At 32.9% G+C, this 19780-nt stretch carries 20 protein-coding genes and 2 tRNA genes; 13 read left to right on the forward strand and 9 right to left on the reverse strand.

All coding sequences use genetic code 11. From position 1 onward, the window contains the following. Positions 1-16: 16 nt before the first annotated feature. Positions 17-898, reverse strand: coding sequence for a GTPase Era (gene era / locus IRZ78_RS18290; RefSeq protein ID WP_041517423.1), 882 nt, complete (start codon positions 896-898; stop codon positions 17-19). Between the two features lie 116 nt (positions 899-1014). Between era and IRZ78_RS18295 the strand changes: the two genes are divergently transcribed. Then, a tRNA-Met gene (locus tag IRZ78_RS18295) sits at positions 1015-1087 on the forward strand. Positions 1088-1378: 291 nt separating this feature from the next. Here the strand turns inward: IRZ78_RS18295 and IRZ78_RS18300 are convergent. From IRZ78_RS18300 to IRZ78_RS18310, 3 genes are all read right to left on the reverse strand, one after another. Next, the gene (locus IRZ78_RS18300) at positions 1379-2086 is read right to left on the reverse strand and encodes a DUF2071 domain-containing protein (protein WP_194617894.1); all 708 of its coding nucleotides are present in this window, start codon (positions 2084-2086) and stop codon (positions 1379-1381) included. A 155-nt stretch (positions 2087-2241) separates the two neighbouring features. Beyond that, the gene (locus IRZ78_RS18305; RefSeq protein ID WP_194617895.1) at positions 2242-3162 is read right to left on the reverse strand and encodes a S41 family peptidase; all 921 of its coding nucleotides are present in this window, start codon (positions 3160-3162) and stop codon (positions 2242-2244) included. A 293-nt stretch (positions 3163-3455) separates the two neighbouring features. Then, entirely contained in the window at positions 3456-3962 is a 507-nt protein-coding gene (locus IRZ78_RS18310; protein ID WP_194617896.1) for a hypothetical protein, read from the reverse strand. 89 nt (positions 3963-4051) lie between these two features. On the opposite strand from IRZ78_RS18310, the gene IRZ78_RS26225 reads away from it, so the two are divergent. The 3 genes from IRZ78_RS26225 to IRZ78_RS26235 are packed head-to-tail and all read left to right on the forward strand — an operon-like array spanning position 4052 to position 5451. Then, on the forward strand, positions 4052-4258 hold the full coding sequence (locus IRZ78_RS26225; RefSeq protein WP_228520520.1) for a hypothetical protein: 207 nt from the start codon (positions 4052-4054) through the stop codon (positions 4256-4258). Positions 4259-4269: 11 nt separating this feature from the next. Continuing rightward, positions 4270-4497 (forward strand): hypothetical protein, encoded by a 228-nt coding sequence (locus tag IRZ78_RS26230; RefSeq protein ID WP_228520521.1) that lies wholly within the window; start codon positions 4270-4272, stop codon positions 4495-4497. Positions 4498-4539: 42 nt separating this feature from the next. Continuing rightward, positions 4540-5451, forward strand: a complete 912-nt coding sequence (locus IRZ78_RS26235; RefSeq protein WP_228520522.1) for a transposase — start codon at positions 4540-4542, stop codon at positions 5449-5451. Between the two features lie 226 nt (positions 5452-5677). On the opposite strand, the gene IRZ78_RS18320 is transcribed toward IRZ78_RS26235, so the two are convergent. From IRZ78_RS18320 to IRZ78_RS18330, 3 genes are all read right to left on the reverse strand, one after another. Then, complete coding sequence (locus tag IRZ78_RS18320) at positions 5678-6346, reverse strand: suppressor of fused domain protein (protein WP_194617897.1); 669 nt, start codon at positions 6344-6346, stop codon at positions 5678-5680. A 181-nt stretch (positions 6347-6527) separates the two neighbouring features. Continuing rightward, positions 6528-6896 carry a hypothetical protein gene (locus IRZ78_RS18325; protein WP_194617898.1) on the reverse strand — a complete coding sequence of 123 codons (369 nt, stop codon included), beginning with the start codon at positions 6894-6896 and terminating at the stop codon, positions 6528-6530. A 173-nt stretch (positions 6897-7069) separates the two neighbouring features. Continuing rightward, complete coding sequence (locus IRZ78_RS18330; protein WP_194617899.1) at positions 7070-8920, reverse strand: TlpA disulfide reductase family protein; 1851 nt, start codon at positions 8918-8920, stop codon at positions 7070-7072. A 969-nt stretch (positions 8921-9889) separates the two neighbouring features. Between IRZ78_RS18330 and IRZ78_RS18335 the strand changes: the two genes are divergently transcribed. Both IRZ78_RS18335 and IRZ78_RS18340 read left to right on the forward strand, forming a co-directional pair. Further along, positions 9890-9961: transfer RNA gene (locus IRZ78_RS18335), tRNA-Glu, on the forward strand. Positions 9962-10112: 151 nt separating this feature from the next. After that, on the forward strand, positions 10113-10697 hold the full coding sequence (locus IRZ78_RS18340; protein WP_228520523.1) for a GNAT family N-acetyltransferase: 585 nt from the start codon (positions 10113-10115) through the stop codon (positions 10695-10697). A 14-nt stretch (positions 10698-10711) separates the two neighbouring features. Here the strand turns inward: IRZ78_RS18340 and IRZ78_RS18345 are convergent, their stop codons facing one another. Together IRZ78_RS18345 and IRZ78_RS18350 are read right to left on the reverse strand one after the other, a co-directional pair. After that, on the reverse strand, positions 10712-11224 hold the full coding sequence (locus IRZ78_RS18345; protein ID WP_194617900.1) for a hypothetical protein: 513 nt from the start codon (positions 11222-11224) through the stop codon (positions 10712-10714). 69 nt (positions 11225-11293) lie between these two features. Next, the gene (locus IRZ78_RS18350; protein ID WP_194617901.1) at positions 11294-13045 is read right to left on the reverse strand and encodes a hypothetical protein; all 1752 of its coding nucleotides are present in this window, start codon (positions 13043-13045) and stop codon (positions 11294-11296) included. Between the two features lie 406 nt (positions 13046-13451). On the opposite strand from IRZ78_RS18350, the gene IRZ78_RS18355 reads away from it, so the two are divergent. From IRZ78_RS18355 to IRZ78_RS18385, 7 genes are all read left to right on the forward strand, one after another. Beyond that, the gene (locus IRZ78_RS18355; RefSeq protein ID WP_194617902.1) at positions 13452-14132 is read left to right on the forward strand and encodes a DUF6134 family protein; all 681 of its coding nucleotides are present in this window, start codon (positions 13452-13454) and stop codon (positions 14130-14132) included. 22 nt (positions 14133-14154) lie between these two features. Beyond that, complete coding sequence (locus IRZ78_RS18360) at positions 14155-15183, forward strand: sterol desaturase family protein (RefSeq protein ID WP_194617903.1); 1029 nt, start codon at positions 14155-14157, stop codon at positions 15181-15183. Beyond that, positions 15105-15386, forward strand: a complete 282-nt coding sequence (locus tag IRZ78_RS18365) for a hypothetical protein (RefSeq protein ID WP_194617904.1) — start codon at positions 15105-15107, stop codon at positions 15384-15386. Before IRZ78_RS18360 ends, IRZ78_RS18365 begins: the two co-directional genes overlap by 79 nt. A 260-nt stretch (positions 15387-15646) precedes the next feature. Next, positions 15647-16249 carry an RNA polymerase sigma-70 factor gene (locus IRZ78_RS18370; RefSeq protein ID WP_228520524.1) on the forward strand — a complete coding sequence of 201 codons (603 nt, stop codon included), beginning with the start codon at positions 15647-15649 and terminating at the stop codon, positions 16247-16249. A gap of 20 nt (positions 16250-16269) precedes the next feature. Further along, on the forward strand, positions 16270-17232 hold the full coding sequence (locus IRZ78_RS18375; RefSeq protein WP_194617905.1) for a FecR domain-containing protein: 963 nt from the start codon (positions 16270-16272) through the stop codon (positions 17230-17232). Positions 17233-17250: 18 nt separating this feature from the next. Then, on the forward strand, positions 17251-19005 hold the full coding sequence (locus IRZ78_RS18380; RefSeq protein ID WP_194617906.1) for an STN and carboxypeptidase regulatory-like domain-containing protein: 1755 nt from the start codon (positions 17251-17253) through the stop codon (positions 19003-19005). A 126-nt stretch (positions 19006-19131) separates the two neighbouring features. Next, complete coding sequence (locus IRZ78_RS18385; protein WP_121322930.1) at positions 19132-19674, forward strand: DUF4494 domain-containing protein; 543 nt, start codon at positions 19132-19134, stop codon at positions 19672-19674. The last annotated feature ends 106 nt before the right edge of the window (positions 19675-19780 follow it).

A 19780-nucleotide genomic window follows, 5' to 3' on the forward strand; every position in this document is an offset into this window, starting at 1 on the left:
TAATATTTTGGAAAGCTTATTGGTTATAACCAAAACGTTTCAGCATATTGGCATTGCTTCTCCAGTTTTTATTCACTTTTACAACCAGTTCAATATGTATTTGTTTACCAAAGAATTTCTCCAGATCAGCACGAGCCTCAGTACCCACTTTTTTCAAAGCCGCACCTTTATGTCCAATGATGATTCCTTTTTGAGTTTCACGTTCTACCATAATGATCGAACGGATTCTGATAATATTTTCATCTTCAAAAAATTCCTCAGTCACAATTTCAACTGCATAAGGAATCTCTTTGCTGTAATTCAACAAGATTTTCTCACGGATGGTTTCGTTTACGAAAAAACGTTCGGGTTTGTCTGTTAATTGATCTTTTGGATAATATGCTGGTGATTCCGGTAACAATTCGATGATTCTTCCGAAAACTTCCGGTACATTAAAATTCTGTAAAGCCGAGATTGGGAAAATTTCAGCATTTGGCACTTTTGCAGTCCAGAATGCTACTTGTTCTTCTAATTGTTCCTGGTTTGAGTTGTCGATTTTATTCAATAACAATAAAACCGGAATTTTAGCATGAATGATTTTATTAAAGAAGGCTTCATCTTTTAAGTCCTGCTCTCCTATTTCCACCATATAAACCAGTATATCAGCATCTTCAAAAGCTGATTTTACAAAGTTCATCATCGATTCCTGCATTTCATAAGCGGGTTTGATGATTCCGGGAGTATCCGATAATATAAGTTGAAAATCCTCGCCATTCACGATTCCTAGAATACGATGACGGGTTGTTTGTGCTTTTGATGTAATGATAGATAATCTTTCCCCAACAAAGGCGTTCATCAATGTTGATTTTCCAACGTTTGGATTCCCGATGATGTTTACAAAACCTGCTTTATGTGACATTTGTGTATTATTTAATTTGCAAAGGTAGTCATATCAACTCAATACAGAAAATAAAACATTTTTTAAAGTTTTCGTTGGATTTCTTAAAAATCGGCGTATCTTTGCACCCGAAACATCGCGGGATAGAGCAGTAGGCAGCTCGTCGGGCTCATAACCCGAAGGTCACAGGTTCGAGTCCTGTTCCCGCTACTAGTAAAAATTAAAAGCCTGATAGATTTAGATTTATCAGGCTTTTTTGTGGTTCGAAAAATCTTGTATAATTTCAAAAAAAACACAAACTATCAGTGTTTTTAACGAAAATTGGCTCGAATCCCGTTAGACTATTTAGAGTGGAATTTTGCATAACGTATTGGTAAGACAGCGGGTTTAGGACTAAATTATGCCCATTCTTGGGATTTGCCAAATCATCACAAGTCCAAACCAACTTCCCATTAAGCCAATTGCCAAAATCCGTTGTAGCATCTATGTTATAGCCAGTGGTTATTTATCCGTTTCACTTTTCCATTCGTGTTCAATATTTGTCATAAGCAATGCGTTGTCAAAAGTTACCGAACCTTTTGGAAAAATCTCTTCGTTTTCAAAAAAGCTTGATTTTACATTTTGAACATTAAGAGGTCGGACTTCCCAATTGTATGCTTTCAATCTTAGTCCGTCAAATTTGTCTTTGTTTGGTGAATATCCAAGGTCGCCATTTTCAAAAAAGTCTGAAGCGTTATTTAATGTTGCAAAAATTGAATTATCGCTAAATACTTTTGTTTCCGTAGCATCAATTAATATTTCGGTGTTGTCTGAACTCTTAAAGGCAATATGATAATTTCCGTTTTTTTCAGCTACATTAAATTTCGCGTAATGGTGTTTTCCTGGAAATACTCGTCCACCAACAAGTGTGTTTAATTTTAGTGAAGTATCTCTCCGTGGAATATAAACTCCTGATTTTGTCATACCATTTTCATCCCATTCCACCGCAATTCTGTGAGCGCCATTTTCAGAGTTTACACCAATAAAATCAGGAAATCCTTTAGGTTTTATGTTTTTCAGTCTGATTAAGCAAATTCCAACGATAGCTTTGTCTTTGTATAGTTTTGGTCTAAAAGGAAACGGAATAATTTTCTCCACGGATTTTGGGTCAGCTGTGAAGTTGATTAAAATTCTTCTGTCGATATATCCGTGTATTGTCGGAATTCTCATTGTTGTTTCGGTTTTTGTACGGTTGGGTATTGCCGAAGGCGGGGATTTTTAGCACTAAAGTTCAATCGTTGAACAAATGTTTCACCTTAGACAAAGCTCCAATCTAAGCCATTCAGCCCCACTTTTGGCAATACCTTGTTGTAGGCAGTTTATTGTTATTCGAGTAACCATTCTTTAGATTTTGTTATGATTTTTGTGTTATCTAAAACTTCAACATCAGGAGTTATCTTTCCTATGTATTTTTTCTTTGTTCTATCTTCGCAATAGGCAGTCGCTAAAAGAAGCATTGCTCCGTTTGATAATTTAAAATTTTGATTTGCTGTAGTATAGCCACTTGTTTTTGTTCCAAAAGATTTTGAATTTTCCCTGCCTAACAATGATATTGCTGCCATTTCTCCACTGCTACCTGTTAATGAATCAATTAATACTGCTACCTTGTTATGTAGGTTTTTGCATTTATAGTTGTTTTTAGAAGTACTTTGCCATTTTATTCTTTTTCCTTTTGATACGAAATATCCGACAGTTCCATCTTCGATAATTGGGTTTAGCGCTGCTAACATTGGCCACATATTTCCACCCCCATTTCCTCTTAAATCTACAATCCAGCCTTTTATGGAATATTTTTCATCCAATAATTGAATTTGTTTTCTTAATGTATCTGCATAGATAAAATTATCTTTTTCATTCATCGACAAATGCGCAGGTAGAAAAATATAGCCAATTGAATCATCGATAATTTTTGATGATGGATAATTTAAAGTTGTATCGTTTGATACTATTTTTTTTAAATTAGACTTATCATAATAAAAAGAATGAAAATCTCCGTACTGTCGTAGTTTATCCAGAATTGAAGAAAAGATAATTTTATTTGAATCAACGTCATCCAATTTTGTAATTTTTGTCAAAATATCTCTACGGAATGCTTTCCAGTTTATGGAGTCAGCAACTATTGAGTATGCTTTAATGTATGTCAATATCTCATTGGATACTTTTTTTAACTCCTCTTTATCTTTATTTTGACTATAACAATTAGTCATAAGAATAATTACAAAGAATAGTGTAAATATATACTTCATAGGATTATGCTTTTAAATTTATGTGGTGTCCAAAATTGTCTACAACGTCAGTCTGTGAATAAACTAAAAATGATCCTCTGAGAATTGGCTGTACGAAATTTTTCTCCGCAGGGATCCAAATAGTTTCTCTTTTTGACTTAGTTTTTTCACAGCCTGACGTTCTGGCACTACAGCGGGTTTGGGACTAAATTAAGCTCATTCTTAGGATTTGCCAAATCATACCAATACAAAACCAACTTCTCATTAAGCCAATTGCCCAAATCCGTTGTAGTAGCTGTTAGTGACTGTTCTTTTTATTTCGAATAGATTTTATGTTCAGTTGAATTAATTAAACCAATTATCTTTCTTTCTTTTAGCGTATCTATTCCAAATAAATAAGGCATCCGTCCTTTTGTACTTCCAATATTTCTTAAATTCAATAATATTGCATTATCTCTTGCAATTAATGTTAATTTATGTCCAGGCTGATTAAATAAAAAAGGAATATAAAATTCATAAAGTGCATTCTGCTTTGTTTTAGTTTTCCATTGCTGTTCCTCAGCAATATTTTCAATCAAACTAATATTTTCTGCTTCATTAAGTGGTGTCACAATAGTAATTAATTTTTTTTCATTGAACTTAGAATAGAAAGTGTAAAAAATCAAAATTAAATTAACTATTAGAAAAGCGATGTTGCTTTTTGAAAGAATTATAAAAATGAATAAAGGTAAAAAGCCAAAAAAATTATCCCAAAAATCATCGAGCTCATCTTTAGGAAGTTCCTTTTTTTTGATAATATTTAGAAGTTCAATTTCTGTCATTTTGGTATAGTTCGGTTTAGAATAGTCACTAACGTCAGTCTGTGAAAAAACTTCCGTTTGATTACAAACAAATATAGCAAAATACTGTTATGAAAACAGGAATTTTCGTATTTTTAAGAATGCAATATATCTCAGGAATTTCCCGCCACCAGATGCGTATTTCAAGTTTAGAGGACACTATAAGTCCGGATAATCCGGTACGTTTCATCGATGCTTTTGTCTCTTTTTTAGACTTATCAGAACTTGGTTTTTCAGTTCAAACACTTAATCAGACTTCAGAAAGATTAATTCATTAGCATTAAAGAACTTGTTTAAACTCTATGTTGTCTTTTTAAAAGACGCCGATTTAATTGGCTGTGAAACCATCGCCATTGATGGAACTAAAAGCCGAGCGCACAATAGTAAGAAAGCTAATTTCAATCAAAAGAAAATAGATCAGCATTTAGAATATATTGAAATCAAAACACAAGAATACCTAAATGCTTTGGAGGAAAATGATACCAAGGAGAATTCTACAGAAATCAAAAATATCTAACAAAAAATAGAACGCTTAAAACAAAACAAGCTTCGCTATGATTTGCTAGAAGAAAAATTAAAAGCAAGCGGCGAACCTCAAATAAGCACTACTGATAGCGATGCCAGAGCCTTATTGGTACAAGGACAAGTGGTTGAAATTTCATTTAATATGCAAGCGGCAGTCGATGCCAAGCACAATCTAGTGGTAGCCACCCATACCATCAACAAGAACGACCGCAGTGCTTTATCTGCTATTGCTATTGAAGTACAAGAGAATTTAGGCATAGAAACATATACTGCTTTGGTAGATAAAGGCTATCATAATGGCAAACAAATAGAAATCTGCAAAAAAGCGAACATCACTACAATTGTAGCACAGCCCGAACAGGAAAAAAATAAAGAAAAGATAGCTGAGGGTTATTTGATATCAAAGTTCAAATACGACCAAACCACCGACACCTACACTTGCCCACAGGGAGAAACGCTTAAAACTACAGGTCACTGGCATAAGAAAACCGATAGCGATAGTTATGAATTCAAGAGATACCGAACATCCAAATGCAGGGAATGTCCCGTAAAGCATTTATGTACCAGCAGGGCGGCTGGACGAGATATAGACCGCAGTCAATATGCTGATGCAGTAGAAGAAAATAATAAACGCTATGTAGAAAACCCACAACTCTATCGCAAGCGACAGGAAATCAACGAGCATATTTTTGGCACAATCAAACGACAATGGGGCTTTAATCACACCAACTTAACGGGATTGGAAAAAGTAAATGGAGAACACAGCCTGATTATGCTGGTATATAACATCAAACGCAGTATCAATATACTGGGCGTTCCCGAACTTATTGCCAAACTCCAAAAATGGAACTCACCCTACAAGGCAAAAGTCTTGCTTTTGCTAAAAATGGGTTATTTAAAGCTAAATACAACGCGCGATTTTTATCCAATGAAATTTGCAACCTAAAAAAAGAGCCTCCTCAGAAGGCTTTATTTGAATTGCAGAATTGTAACATTTGAGGATTTTGAGAAAAAAAAGAGGCTTTTTCACAGCCTGACGTTCTCGCGCTACAAGCAGTTTGGGACTAAATTAAGCTCATTATTAGGATTTGCCAAATCTTCCAAATACAAACCATTCTTTCCATTAAGCCAAATGCCCAAATCCGTTGTAGTGGCTGTTATGTGATGCCAATTTAGATAACGGGTTTTCTATCTAAATCGCTATATGGATAAAATCCTTTTTCTTTTAGCAAATTTATTAATTTGCCACTTCCATTTTTTCTAGCAAATTCCATTTCGCTTCTAAAAACTTCTAAGCATAACAATAAATGATGACTTCTTTCTCCGATTTTAAATTCTTTGTTGTCAGGTCTATAATTATCTAAAATCAAGCAATTATTTTCGTCAGTTCCATTTGGAACTTCAATTGTTTCATTCGGATTTAAAATTGCTTGAGAAGCATAGTTTCCAATAGTCATAAATATTCCACAAAAGCGTCTTTCGATTGTATTAAATTCAGTTTGGTTTTCTTCACTTTCGTTATAATTTAATTTTGTAAAACCAACCAATTCATAAGTCCCAATTCTGTTCGGTCTTGGTCCAGATCCGTCAGGATTTAATAATTCCATTGTTGCAAATCCAGTTCCCTTAATATGATTTTTAAAATAATACATATCAACTGCACCTCCAACTGAAAATGGAATTATTGCGTGTCCAACAATTCCATGCATTTTACCTAATACACTTTCTAACCCTTGTTCTTTTAATTCGTAATCGTTATTATATTCCTCTTCGGTAAATTCTCTTGTCGGCAATTCAACTTCCTTATTTCTTCCACCGAATAAATTTTTGAAAAAACTCATATATCTTATATTTTATTTAATCGTTTTTTGGTTTGGTATCACATAACGTTTGGCAGCTACACAGGGTTTGGGAATAAATTAAGATTTATTTTTCGGTTAAAGACTAATTTCACAAGTACAAAACCAACTTTAAATTAAGCTAATTACCCAAATTTCGTGTAACTGCTGTTGGCGGTAGTTGCTATTTTTCTGCGTTCAAAATCCATCTACATTTAGAGTCAACATATTTTAAACTCATTTGATTTTTAAACGGTCCATTTAAGCATATAAATTTTTCTGCACCCAAAACGAAACCTTTGTTTCTATTTTCAGGAGTAAATTTAAATTTTAAAGTATCCAAATTCATTTTCCATTCAAAATAAACTTTGTCTTTTTTATCATAGCAAATCAAACCTTTTCCATTTTCATTAAACTCTAATTCAATTTCATTACCAAGATATTGGCTTTCATCACAAAGAGATTTTTCTAAATTCCATTTTCCAATAGGCAAATTACTTTCGGAAGCCGATAGTAAAGAACTTATTACTGTCCAAAATATGAGAATGTTCATTTTAGAAATTTTTGTTGATTCATTTTGTCTATGGATATTTGTATTTAACTTAATAGCCTTATTTAATATTGGATTTTATATTTACTTTGTTGCCATGAATCAGATTACGGGTGCGGAGTCAGATCACATTTGTATAGCTTTTCATAAAAAATTTTCGGGAAGCGGTTTAAATTTTAATTCAATTGCTGGTCAATTAAATCGATAAGAGTTGAATCTGAAGCATCACCGGTAATAATTTTTCCGTTTTTATCTATGAGTATTTTTGTTGGGATAGCCTCAATTTTATAGTTAGAAGCTACATCAGTTTTATAATCGAATATAACGTTGAAACTGTATTTTTTATCTGAGATATAAGTATTGACTTTTTTGAAAGTGTCTTCTTCTTTTCCTTTTTCAAAAGTATTTACAAACAAAAACTCTACATCTCTACCTTTGTATTTACTCACTAATTCCTGCATTTTAGGAAAAGAAGCTTTGCATGGTCCGCACCAGGTTGCCCAAAAATCAAGAATTACTACTTTTCCTTTGTAATCAGAAAGATTGACTTGTTTTCCTTCGAGATTTTTAAGCGAGAAATTAGAAGCTGTTGCACTTCCAAATCTTGCAATAACCTGTTCTTCCATTTTGGTTTTGGTAAGTAATTCGGCTTTTTGCTTTAGTTTTTCATATTGATCCAGCGGAATATTTTGCGCGGTATAATTCGTTTTTAATGTAGATAAAAATGCAGCAGGAACAAGTTGGTCGTTGTTGATTTCGTTTTCAATATATTTATTGACCTCATCTCTACTTTTTACCTTTTGCATATAGGCTAAATAACGTTCTTTTCCACCGGAATCAAAACCATTGAATCCTCTAACAATTTCTTGATATTTAAAAGCTCCGTCATAATCACCTTGTTTGTATAAGATCAATGCATAAGTATCTGCAAACATATTATACATCCCTTTATAGTCAGGATTACCAGCTATTTTTTGATTTTCGTCAAGAATGTCCAGAGATCTTTTTGAAATTTTTTCGGCAAATTCAATATCCTTTGCCGGTGTTGTTAAATCCTGGCCAGACAATTCCCATGCAGTTTGATTGTAACTCGATGTAATTGCGACTTTATTTTTTAAGGTATTTTCTAAATTAATTATTTTTTCAAGATCTCTGTTCTGAAGGTAAATATTCATTAAAAAATATTTGAAAGTAAACAATGTATTTTCAGAAGTATCATGATACTTTGTTTTTACAGTATTCATGCTTGCTAAAACAGAAGCTTCGGTTTTATTTGGATTAGAGAAGAATTTCTGAAGAAATTTCGTCTCTTCGAATTTGCCACCAGGATATTTTTTTAAAATTTTCTGATCCAGTATTTCTTTTTCTTTTACCATTTCGGTTCTCTCGTAAATATTTGAAGCCAATATTAAATATTCTTCAGTATTTTTCTTGATGCATTTTTGGGCGAAAGCTAAAAATTCCGGTTTGGTTTTATCTTTATTTATTTGTTCTTTTTGAACAAGATACTGATAAAAAGATTTATCATTTTTTAAATTTGGATATTTTGCAAACAAAGCCTCATAGTCAGCCACCATGATTTCAGGTTTATTATCAGTTTTTAGTTTTAAACCAAAAAAGCCAAAATTTCTCATAGAAATTTCATTGGCCAACGTTTTACTTAATTCAGTCTTGTTTTGAGTTCTTAAAAGTACAGAATATCCTTTCTCACTATTGTCATCGATTACTTTTTGATCATTATTGATCGTTAACAAAATCGTTCTGGAAGAATCCGGTACTTTTATTACAAACTCGTAAAATTTATTCTTTTTGACTAATTTTTTAAATTCAATACCATCTTCGTTATTAGCTGCGTAGATTATTCTGGCTTTTGATTGGTCGGGAATTTCGATCCCTGTGGGAGGTTCATAAATATAAGTATTTTCCTTTCCAATATTAAATTTGGAGTCTTTTAAATACACTTTTCCGTTTTGAGAAAAAGAATTATTAATAAAGGTAATAAACAATAAAATGAGGATTTTTTTCATTTGGTTTTGGAATTTGTTTACAAAGATCTTAATTTTCTAACGATAGCTAAATTATAGAATATTAGACTTACTAGTTTTTTATTAAGAAAATATTAGCAAAAAAAAATATCTTTTTTTCACTGCAAATTATCAAAAGGACTTTTAATTTGATTGATGCTTGTTGACATCTATTACGAGTAGCTATACAAACAAAAAACAGAGAAAAAATTAAGATGAGCATGCTCAAATATTGTAGTAATCCAAGATAATGAGGTTAAATATTTGAATGCTTTCCGCTACTAAGACAAAAGCTTCAGAGAACTGGAGCTTTTTTTGTTTTGAACTACTTTGTAATGACTTTGCGTTCACGAGCGGGGCGCCATAATTTAAAATGGGCTCAAAGCCCTAAAAGCAGTAGCGTAGTGCAAGGCACTACGAATTAAATCAAAAGTGGAAATTGCCCTGAAAGGGCAAAAGAAAATTGAGAAAAAAGATTCAAAGAAAAAAGTGTTTTCTACGCGAATATCATACAAAATATGTTAAACGTACTTTTTGAAATTAGGCTTGCACCCTTACAGGGCTTAAAATTATAATCGTTTTTCATTCATAGTGCTTCGCACCATGCTATTGCTAAGGCTCTTTCAGAGCAACAAGTTTCGAAAACTCATGGCGGGAGGCTCGCGCCAGTCTTTATGAGTATTCTAAAAAACGCAATGAAAAAACATAAGTAAATTCCTTCAAAACAAATAATATCAATATAATTTTAAATTTTATTGAAAATTTTTCTTTTAGCAAAAAGAAGAAAAAAACATCTTCACATATAAAAACAACCATTTATTAATCAAACAAATACATTTTAGTTAACTCAATTCTGTCTGAGATTCATCTTTTCTAACTGCGCTATTTCCGGAGTGACCAAAAAAAATTTTTCGAAAAAAGTATTGTGTATTTTAAAATTGATTGTATTTTTGCACCCGCAATAGCAAAGTAGGCCCGTTCGTCTATCGGTTAGGACGCATGGTTTTCATCCATGTAAGAGCGGTTCGATTCCGCTACGGGCTACTAAAAAAGCTTCAGAGAAATCTGAAGCTTTTTTGCTTTTATCATCTTTCATTAAATACAAAAATAGAAGAAATCAAATATTTTCTTTTTACACAAAATCATGGAATTTTGAAGAGCAGAAAATTATTCTACTGATTTATTTTCTGTAAATTTGGCTGTAATTACGAGACAAAACTCTGCTACTATTTTAGCAAAAAGCTCTGAATTATTTACCAAATATTATCTACCATCTATGTCTACTCTTTATCAAAGCCCGAGAATAACTATTCGAGAATTTTTACCTCAGGAAAAACAAACTTTTTTGGATCTTTTTAAAGACAATCAGGTTACTCAATACCTTCCTGTCACCTCACCCGAAAGATATTTGGAAATGTTTAATGAATTACTTGAAAATTACGAAAAGAAAAATCTTAGTCGTTGGGCGATATTCGATACTACAAATAGGAATTTTATAGGAATGTGTGTTGCACGCATTTTTGTACACAATACTAACCAAATAGAAATTGGATATGTACTTAGCAAGGCATATTGGGGAAAAGGTATTGCCACAGAAGTATGCAAGGCTCTAACTCAATATAGTTTTGCCCATACAAATACCAAAGAAGTTGTAGCTATAACTGACATCGACAACACCGGATCGCAAAATGTGTTGCAAAAATCAGGATTCGAACGATTAAATAATTTAATTCGAGATCAAGAAGAACTGGCTTATTTTAAGATAGAAAGACAATCATAAAACTAAATGCTATTTTACCAATCAGGAAGTACCGGCCTTATGTCTTTTACTGTAATTTTGGTAAATATTGTTTCCCCTTCATTTCGCTTTCTTTTCTCCTTTAAGCTATTACCTTCAATTACAAATTTTCTAATTACTCGTTTTCCTGCTTTACTAAATGAAGTATTGGGAATTTCAAATAAAAGCAAACCGTTTTTAATATTATAGTACCCAACACAACGTGCCTTTTCTAGGTTATTGACATCAATATTCTCGGTCTTACTACCAAAAAGCGCAAACTGACCTGAATTAAAAAATCTTATATAGTTATATCCTTTTAAATTTATAGTTTCATCTTCATAAAAATTAAAATATATCGCATCTGCTTCTATCTTATTAGACATTTCTTTGGTAAAAGTTTTTTCAAACTTCATTTTTTTCAAATGCAATCTGCCATACTGATTTTTGTCAATATACTTTGTGTAATGCTGCGTTAAACGGCAAGAACTTGTAAGCAACACAAGCATAATCAATAAAACTCTTTTCATAACTATTTGGCAATCATACAAGAATTAAACTCTAAAACTGATTGTAATATTACTATAAAAAATCTGTTTTTATTTCTCATAAAATTCCCAATCATCAGTAAGTTTCATAATTAAATTGTATCTCTGTTTATAATAATCATCTACCTCTTTTGGATTCTTAGAGTCATGTGCTTCGACTACGAAATTTCCGTTTTCCATAATAAATCCCTTAGGATTATTAAACTTAAAAATTATTTTCTTCAGCTCTAATTCATTTCTACCGCAAGATTTCAAACTATACAAATTACCTTTATAAATACAAAAGCAAGATCCCCCTCCCATTATATTAACTTGCCTTTTGGCATCATATTCCAGAGCATTACTGTTTTTATCGAGAAGTTCGTTTAAAGCAGGAAGGTTATCTGGCTTTTGTTGCAAAGCGTGAATAATTAAAACATTAAAATCCGGAAAAGAGATCAAAACAGTATCCTTTATTACAAGACTGCCTATTCTTTCTTCTGATGGATATCCTTCTTTTTTTATTAAATCGATCAGTTTACCCGTTACTCTTTCGGTGGTTTCGTATAATGTTTTTGGGCTCTTTCGATTTTCCAATCCATAATCGGCCTGGTCTTCGTTGAGCAAATTTGTTAATTCATTCTTTAAGTTTACATTCCACTTACTCTGCGCATTTTTACAGATCGAATCGTATTTGGTACTAAAGTTTTTCCATTCCGGATTTTTTCTAATTCCGTTAAAAATTTTAGCATTAAAATACGGTAATTTCACTCCCTTTAGCGCCAGTTTTTCGCCCCACCAGAAAGCAGTTTTAAAATCTCTTGATAAAATAGCACAGCGAATAGCGTTATGAATATCTCTTGCGAACAATGTGGGATATTTTTTAGCAAGCAAATTATACTCTTCTTTTGCTTTGCCAAACTGCCTGGTTAGAATATAATTTTCAGCACTTTTTGTATAAGTATAGTAATTGATTTCTTGTTTTTGACTTTTCTCCTTTTCAATATCTGCTACCAGCTTATTGGCCGTAATTAGAGGTTTACAGTCATAATTTTCTCTTTGTATTATTTTTTTTCCTCTATTTTTGTTTGGGTCATAAATCATAGATCCCAAATCGAAAACTTCAGCATAAGACGCGCCTGAACCAAATGCAAGAAGTGTATTCTTGCTAACTTTTCCTTTAATTTTAAAAGGTTGTTTTTCTGCTAAATTTGTTTTGTAGTACTGATAATTTTTAAAATAAAAAGCTGTAAATTGATCCAGAACGGTAAATTCATCTGCCTCTTTATTGCGCAATTTTACCCCTACACTATCTTTATTTACAGTGTTTCCCAAATAACAAACTCTTATCGTATCTCTTTTTTCTCCCAGAAATACCTCAACATAATCCTTTATTTTTTTAGTTCTCATAAATACATTCGAACCCCAATCATTATTTCCGCTAACAAAACCTTCTATTTCTGCAATACTGTCTTTCGGGTTGAAATTACACTTCGTTATCTCTATTTTTAAAAAACACATCGATAAATGTTCTAAAAATTGAAAACCTCTAAAAGTCTTACTTTTAAAGGTTACTCCGTAATTCACAATTCCTTTATACTTTCTGGTATCTACAAAAAAGGATGTTTTTGCACTATCTTTTGACTCTGAAAACCAATTTGTCCTATTATTATTCCATAGATTATAAGTCTCTTTAAGTACTGCATTTTTATCAAAATCATTTTGACTAAAGGCTTTATATTTTATCTGGTTTTGCGCTAATGCAAGATTGGTAAAAAGAATATTTATTAAAACAACTAAGGGTACTAAAAGTATTTTTTTCAAAATAGTAATGCTTTTTAATTAGAAAAGGATATTTAAATATTGGTTGAATAAAAAACTAAGTTATCTACTTTATAAAAATTATCTTATGCAATAATAGGGTATTTTATTTTTGATTTTAATCATTAGGATTTTGCCTTCCGGAAGATAACAACCTGTCTAATCATTTACACTGCAACTTACCCAAAGACAGCTGTAAACTACCAATAAGAACTTCATAAAAGTAAAAATTATTTCCTTCACAAAACACCTGCGTTTTCTAAAGAAATTTTCCTGTTTAAGAATTTCAAAAAACCATTCAAAAAAAATTCAAAAAAATAAAAAAAGGACGTAGGGGTAAAATGAGATTCAGTTGTATTACTACAATAACAAGAGCACACTGAAGTAACTCTTAATCTCAAATTGCCGTATGATAACAATAATGATCACTGCCGCATTACTATTTTGGTTATTACAAAAAACCGAAACTACTGTATCAGGAAACTCCAGCTTTCTAATGATCTCCGGCAAAGCAAAATTTGCTGCACTCTTTTTTCTGATTGCAATGACTTTTCAGGCACAAGAAAAAACAATAAACTACAATGTACTGCGCAATGGCACTATCATTGGGCAAATGCAGTTTTATCAAAAGACCAATAACGATGATGTTTTTTTGAAAATTTCATCAAAGGTAAAAACCCGGTTAATTTTTGGTATTGATATCAAAACAGAAGAAGGCTCACATTTTAAAAACGGAAAACTAATCTCATCGTACGTGAAGCGCCAGGTAAACGGAAAAGAGAAAGCCAATAAAACAACTCAACTTGTAGATTCTAGCTATAAAACCTTAGCTGAAAATAAAAAGGGACAAATCAAACAACAATACATCGACTATAATCTGATGTTACTCTACAGCAAAGAACCTGTGGGCGAAAGCGAGGTTTACTCTGATAGTTTTCAGCAATTTTTGGTCATCAAAAAAACAAACAATCACTCCTATCGTATTGTATTGCCTGATGGAAATTATAACGATTATCATTTCCTGAATGGCGTGTGCCAAAAAGTCGAATTGCACCATTCCTTATTTACAATCAACATTCAAATCGCATAAATCAATCTAAAAAACAATCATCATGATCAAAATCATCAACTACATATGTACAAAACTAACCTTCTTTGGTGCAGAGCCCATTGCAATGGGAAGGATTCACGAAATAGAAAAAAGTGCGCCCAATTTAATTCTCTATGCACTGCCCGTTGTATTATTTTTTACTGTACTTGAATTTGTTGTTTTTTATTTCTTAGAAAAAAAAGAATATGACAAAAAAGAAACTGTAGGATCTGTACTAATTGGCCTGGGTAATCTAACGGTGAATTTATTAATGAAAACCGGTTTGCTCTATGCTGTAGTTGGCATTTATAATATACTGCCCTATCGAATGGAATTTAACTGGTGGAGTCTCATTCCATGTTTCATACTCTATGATTTTAGTTCTTACTGGACACACCGCATTTCTCATTATTGCCGTTTTTTCTGGGCGACTCATGTTGTGCATCATTCGGCTGATCATTATAATCTTACCGTAAGCTTTAGGCAAAGCTGGTTTCAGTATGCCAAAATTGTATTCTTTATTCCGCTGATTTTTGCCGGGTTTCATCCTGCAGTATTTTTTATTGCCAATCAGCTAAGTGTATTGTATCAGTTTTGGGTACATACAGAAGCCATTGGAAAGCTGCATCCCTTTATCGAAAAACATTTTGGAACCCCATCTAATCATCGTGTGCATCACGGAAGCCAGGAAAAATATCTCGACAAAAACTTTGGAGCCACTTTTATGATTTGGGATCACTTATTTAATTCCTTTCAGTACGAAGAAGAAAAACCGCGCTACGGCATTACCAGCGCGCTTAAAAGCAAACTCAATCCCTTATACCTCAACATTCACGAGTTTCAGGACATTATTACCGATGTGAGAAAAGCAAGTGGCTTTCAAAAAAAGATGTATTACATTTTTGCCAGTCCGGATGCTATTGCCAAAAAGAAATTCAAAAAAGAAATTACTCCACCCCAATTGCCTGTATCATGTCAAGAAGTCAAAAAAAACACCAACAATTTCAACAACAGCTTTTCAAATACTTTAGCCAAAAAGATAATTGTGTAAAAACCATCAACAACGAAATAATTACTGCAGAGACAGATAAAGGATTGTCTTTTACCTATCTCTCCGATCATAGCTGTATTGTTCATAGTTATGAATTCAGTTTAAATACTGATATTGATATGAATACTACCATTGATGCTTTTATTGCTTTATTGGCCAGTCATAACAGGGTGCATTACCAGCCTAATCCATCCTGTAATTAATCAAAAAAGTAACATTAAATAATCCTCCAAATGCAAATATTTTTAAACACATAGAAACATAGCTTTTGTTTACCTAAAAAGGCGTTTCACTTATTTAAAACACACATAGAGATCTATGTGAAAGAAATGTATTTCTTTTTGTTTCCTTTTCAGCACAAAAAAATCTATGTTTCTATGTGTTTAATTTTTTACGCGTCAAGCAAAGAGAACAAACGAAGTAATTAACCCAATGAGTTATTAAATATAAAAAGTATCTATCTTTGATTGAATATCAAAACGTACTAGTGGAGTATAGCAATATCGACCAAATCCGTTTTATAAAAAACGGAAATGAAGCTGCTTTCGAAAAGGTTTTTAAAATGTATTTTAGAAACCTTCATGCTTTTGCCTACACTTTTATGAAAGATGATGTCATTGCCGAAGAGATTGTACAAAATGTATTTTTTAAGATTTGGGAAAAAAGAGATCAATTACAAATTGATGATTCATTAAAAGCGTACCTCTACAGAGCGGTTCATAATGAAAGTTTAAATCACCTTAAACACCTTAAAATAAAAAATTCCTTTCAACTTCAGTATTCAGCTAATATGGAATCTTCAAATCAAGATGCATCCAACCAAATGATTGCATCTGAACTCGAAAATGATATTTACAAAGCAATTAATGAGCTGCCCCAGCAATGCCGAACCATTTTCCAGATGAGTCGTTTCGAGCAGCTCAAATACCAGCAAATTGCCGATCAATTGAATATTTCTGTCAAAACAGTCGAAAATCAAATGGGAAAAGCCCTGAAAGTGTTACGATCTAAACTGGTAGAATATCTTCCTTTTTTCCTGTCCTTATTACATTTAATTAGAAGATGATGAGCCAAAACAATATGAATATGAACGATGATTTACTAGTGAAATATCTGGTTGGCCAAACTAATACAGACGAAAGTGCAATAGTAGAATATTGGCTTAAAGCCGATAAAAAAAACCTAGACTACTATAAAGGTTTTAAGAAAATATGGGAAGACAGCCTTTTGATTGCTGCCCAAAATACACACCTAGATGAAAATGCTGCCTGGAAACGACTGCAAAACCGTATGCACGAAAAACATGTTCCTGTGCATAACCTGAAAAAAACTTCTTTCCAGTGGTTACGCATTGCGGCCTCTATTGCACTTATTAGTACTTTAGGATGGCTTGGTTATTCTTATTTCGAAAATAAATCAGCTAACACATTAATTCAGATACATGCAGCAAACACTACTCTAAATGATACGTTGCCCGATGGCACAAGAGTTACTTTAAACAAAAATTCATCATTATCTTATACCAGTAGGTTTAAGGGCAATACACGTCCTGTCACCTTAAAAGGCGAAGCTTTTTTTTATGTTTCTCCAGATAAAACAAAGCCGTTTATCATTACCATCAATGATGTTACGGTACAAGTGGTAGGAACTTCGTTTAATGTGAAAAACAAATACGGAAAAACAACCGTAGATGTCGAAACCGGAATTGTAAAAGTAAGTAAAAACAAAGATCAGGTAGAATTAAGACATGGCGAAAAAGTAATCATTACCGATCTGCAATCGCAATTATTAAAAAGTGTCAGCAAAGGAAAACTGTATAATTATTATCGCAATAAAGAACTTATTTGCGAGCAGACTCCCCTACAGGAATTAGTTGATGCGCTCAACGAAATATACGACGCCAATATCATTATAAAGAAAACCGCTTTGCAGAAAAAACCAATCACAACCGTTTTTAAAGACCAGTCATTAGATCAGATATTAGAAGTAATTCAAGAGACCTTTATGATCGAAATTGAACGTAAAGGCAATCAAATTATATTGGAGTAATTCTATTTTTATATGTTCATGAATTCAAAAATTACTTTAATATCAGTTTTATTTCTACTTCTTTCAGGCATTTTTTCCGGTGCTCATGCCCAATCTATGCTGGATACGCCACTGTCTGTTCAGGCAGATAAAAAACCATTGGGCAGTATTTTAGGTGTAATGGAGCAAAAAGGAAATTTTAGATTTGCTTATTATAGTAAACTGGTTGCAAAAGATAGTCTGGTAAGCATTCATGCTGATGAGTCTACCATAAAAGAAGTGCTCGATCAATTATTAAAAAACCGATATGAATATAAAGAATCAAAGGGGTTTATTATTCTGCGTTATGCCCCTTTAGAACTGGCACTTGTATTAGAAAAAAACAGCGTTGTGGGCGACTATCAGGTTGTAAATGGCTACATCATAGATGTACAAACCAACAAACGTATAGAAAATGCAAGTGTTTACGAACGGAATGCTTTACAGTCTACACTTACCGATAAGGAAGGTTTTTTTGAACTAAAACTAAAAAACATACCACAAAGCATAGAACTCACTGTTGTAAAGGAAAACTATAAAACCATAACAACCATTTTCCTGTCGGAAATTAAGATCCAGATGGGCGCCCGAAAATCAAATGAAGATTACCTCGACGGCGATTTCTCTGCAGTGGAAAGATCGGGAATTGGCCGTTTTTTTATTTCATCCAGACAAAAAATACAATCCCTGAACCTTGGAGGTCTTATATCCGAAGTTCCAGTACAAGCTTCTTTAATCCCGAGCCTGAGTACGCGCGGTATGATGAATTCGCAAATTAACAGCAGTTTTTCTATAAACTTATTAGGAGGATATACCGGCGGGGTTCGCGGTCTGGAAATGGCCGGACTCTATAATATCAACCGTATGAATGTTCACGCACTTCAAATGGCCGGTCTATTCAACACCGTGGGAGGATCTGTAAAAGGAGTTCAGTTAGCCGGAATCTATAACAATGTATTTGGAGATCTTAACGGTTTGCAAATGAGCGGAATCCATAACAGCGTAAAAGGTTCGCAGATAGGTTTGCAAATGTCCGGTATTTATAACCATGTTCAGCTGGATGCTAAAGGAATACAGATAGCTGCTATTTATAATAATGTAAATGGTACTCAAAACGGATTGCAAATTTCAGGTATTTATAATGCAGGACATAAAAAAGTTCGCGGTATGCAAATCGCCGCATCAAATTATGCCAAAGAATTAGACGGAGTTCAAATTGGGTTAGTGAACATCACGGGCTCGCCATCAGGTTATAGTTTTGGATTATTAAACTTTAAAAAAGATGGTTACCAAAAATTTAGTGTGACACGTAATGAAATTTCGGATATAAATTTAGCCATAAAAACAGGAGATAATAAACTCTACACTATTTTGATGGCTGGAAAAAGCGAACGAAGTGACGAAGAAAAACTAACTTCTTTTGGATTTGGATTAGGAAAAAATATCCCATTAGCAAATCGCCTTACTTATAATCCCGAAATCAGCATTCAATATCTTTATTTAGGAAATTGGGACCGATATAATTTTGTCTATAAATTCGATTCTCCCTTTACCTTTCGCATTTTCAAAGGTGTAGCACTATCTGCCGGACCTTCTTTTAATCTTTATTGCTCTGAAAGAAGAGATAAAAATAGTCCGGATGTCAATAATTCTACTTTTGTGCAAAATCGAACCAAGCGCTATAATGTGATAAAAGACAATGGCAACGCAATAACAGGCTGGGTGGGCTGGAGTTTTGGTTTAACCTTATTTTAACAACCATAATTAGAAGATATTCAAAACATTACCAAAACGCAACCAAAATTGTGAATATCTATTTCAGGAATTCAGCCTTTATTTTCCTGTAAAATCTATCTTTGGCATCCTTAAAAATTAATAGAGATGAGCGCAACTTGGTACGAATGCAAAGTAAAATATAGAAAGACTGACGAAACCGGAGGACAAAAAGTTTTAACCGAACCTTATTTGGTTGATGCTTTATCCTATACCGAAGCCGAAAAAAGAATCAATGAAGAGATGGCGGCTTATATTAGTGAAGAATTTAAAATCACAAATATAAAAGTGGCCAATTATGCCGAAATTCATCCTTTTGAAAATGCAGATCGTTGGTTTAAATCGAAAGTTTCTTTAATGGCTTATGACGAAGAAAGCGGTAAAGAAAGAAAATCGAATATGTATTTGTTAGTGCAGGCAAATGATGTAAGAGAAGCTTACGACAATACACTTCATGTCATGCAAAGCACAATGGGAGAATATTCTATCCCGGCGGTTTCTGAGTCTCCAATTATGGATGTTTTCCCTTATTTCAGCGGTGAAGAAGGCGAAACCGAACAATTAGAAAGATTCAACAAGCTAAAAGCTTCCAGACCTGTCGAAGTTGAAAAAATCGACCACATGGAATTTGAAGAGGCATTAGAGGAATAAATTTTTCTAAAATCTCAAAAAATATCCCGAAGCTTCGGGACCAAATTCCAAAAAAAGAACTTCAATTTACAAGATTGGATTTTTAATAAATAAGCTTCAGAGAAAT

Origin of the sequence: Flavobacterium sp. CSZ (assembly GCF_015350725.1) — a bacterium.
Lineage (GTDB): Bacteria > Bacteroidota > Bacteroidia > Flavobacteriales > Flavobacteriaceae > Flavobacterium.

What these genes read in the sequence shown, in the direction of transcription:
- IRZ78_RS18360 (WP_194617903.1), top strand. Translation starts at nt 14,155, where the DNA reads ATGATCAAAATCATCAACTACATATGTACAAAACTAACCTTCTTTGGT.
- IRZ78_RS18310 (WP_194617896.1), bottom strand. Translation starts at nt 3,962, where the DNA reads ATGACAGAAATTGAACTTCTAAATATTATCAAAAAAAAGGAACTTCCT.
- IRZ78_RS18320 (WP_194617897.1), bottom strand. Translation starts at nt 6,346, where the DNA reads ATGAGTTTTTTCAAAAATTTATTCGGTGGAAGAAATAAGGAAGTTGAA.
- era (WP_041517423.1), bottom strand. Translation starts at nt 898, where the DNA reads ATGTCACATAAAGCAGGTTTTGTAAACATCATCGGGAATCCAAACGTT.
- IRZ78_RS18305 (WP_194617895.1), bottom strand. Translation starts at nt 3,162, where the DNA reads ATGAAGTATATATTTACACTATTCTTTGTAATTATTCTTATGACTAAT.
- IRZ78_RS18375 (WP_194617905.1), top strand. Translation starts at nt 16,270, where the DNA reads ATGAACGATGATTTACTAGTGAAATATCTGGTTGGCCAAACTAATACA.
- IRZ78_RS18325 (WP_194617898.1), bottom strand. Translation starts at nt 6,896, where the DNA reads ATGAACATTCTCATATTTTGGACAGTAATAAGTTCTTTACTATCGGCT.
- IRZ78_RS18385 (WP_121322930.1), top strand. Translation starts at nt 19,132, where the DNA reads ATGAGCGCAACTTGGTACGAATGCAAAGTAAAATATAGAAAGACTGAC.
- IRZ78_RS18355 (WP_194617902.1), top strand. Translation starts at nt 13,452, where the DNA reads ATGATAACAATAATGATCACTGCCGCATTACTATTTTGGTTATTACAA.
- IRZ78_RS18365 (WP_194617904.1), top strand. Translation starts at nt 15,105, where the DNA reads ATGTCAAGAAGTCAAAAAAAACACCAACAATTTCAACAACAGCTTTTC.
- IRZ78_RS18330 (WP_194617899.1), bottom strand. Translation starts at nt 8,920, where the DNA reads ATGAAAAAAATCCTCATTTTATTGTTTATTACCTTTATTAATAATTCT.
- IRZ78_RS18345 (WP_194617900.1), bottom strand. Translation starts at nt 11,224, where the DNA reads ATGAAAAGAGTTTTATTGATTATGCTTGTGTTGCTTACAAGTTCTTGC.
- IRZ78_RS18300 (WP_194617894.1), bottom strand. Translation starts at nt 2,086, where the DNA reads ATGAGAATTCCGACAATACACGGATATATCGACAGAAGAATTTTAATC.
- IRZ78_RS26225 (WP_228520520.1), top strand. Translation starts at nt 4,052, where the DNA reads ATGAAAACAGGAATTTTCGTATTTTTAAGAATGCAATATATCTCAGGA.
- IRZ78_RS18380 (WP_194617906.1), top strand. Translation starts at nt 17,251, where the DNA reads ATGAATTCAAAAATTACTTTAATATCAGTTTTATTTCTACTTCTTTCA.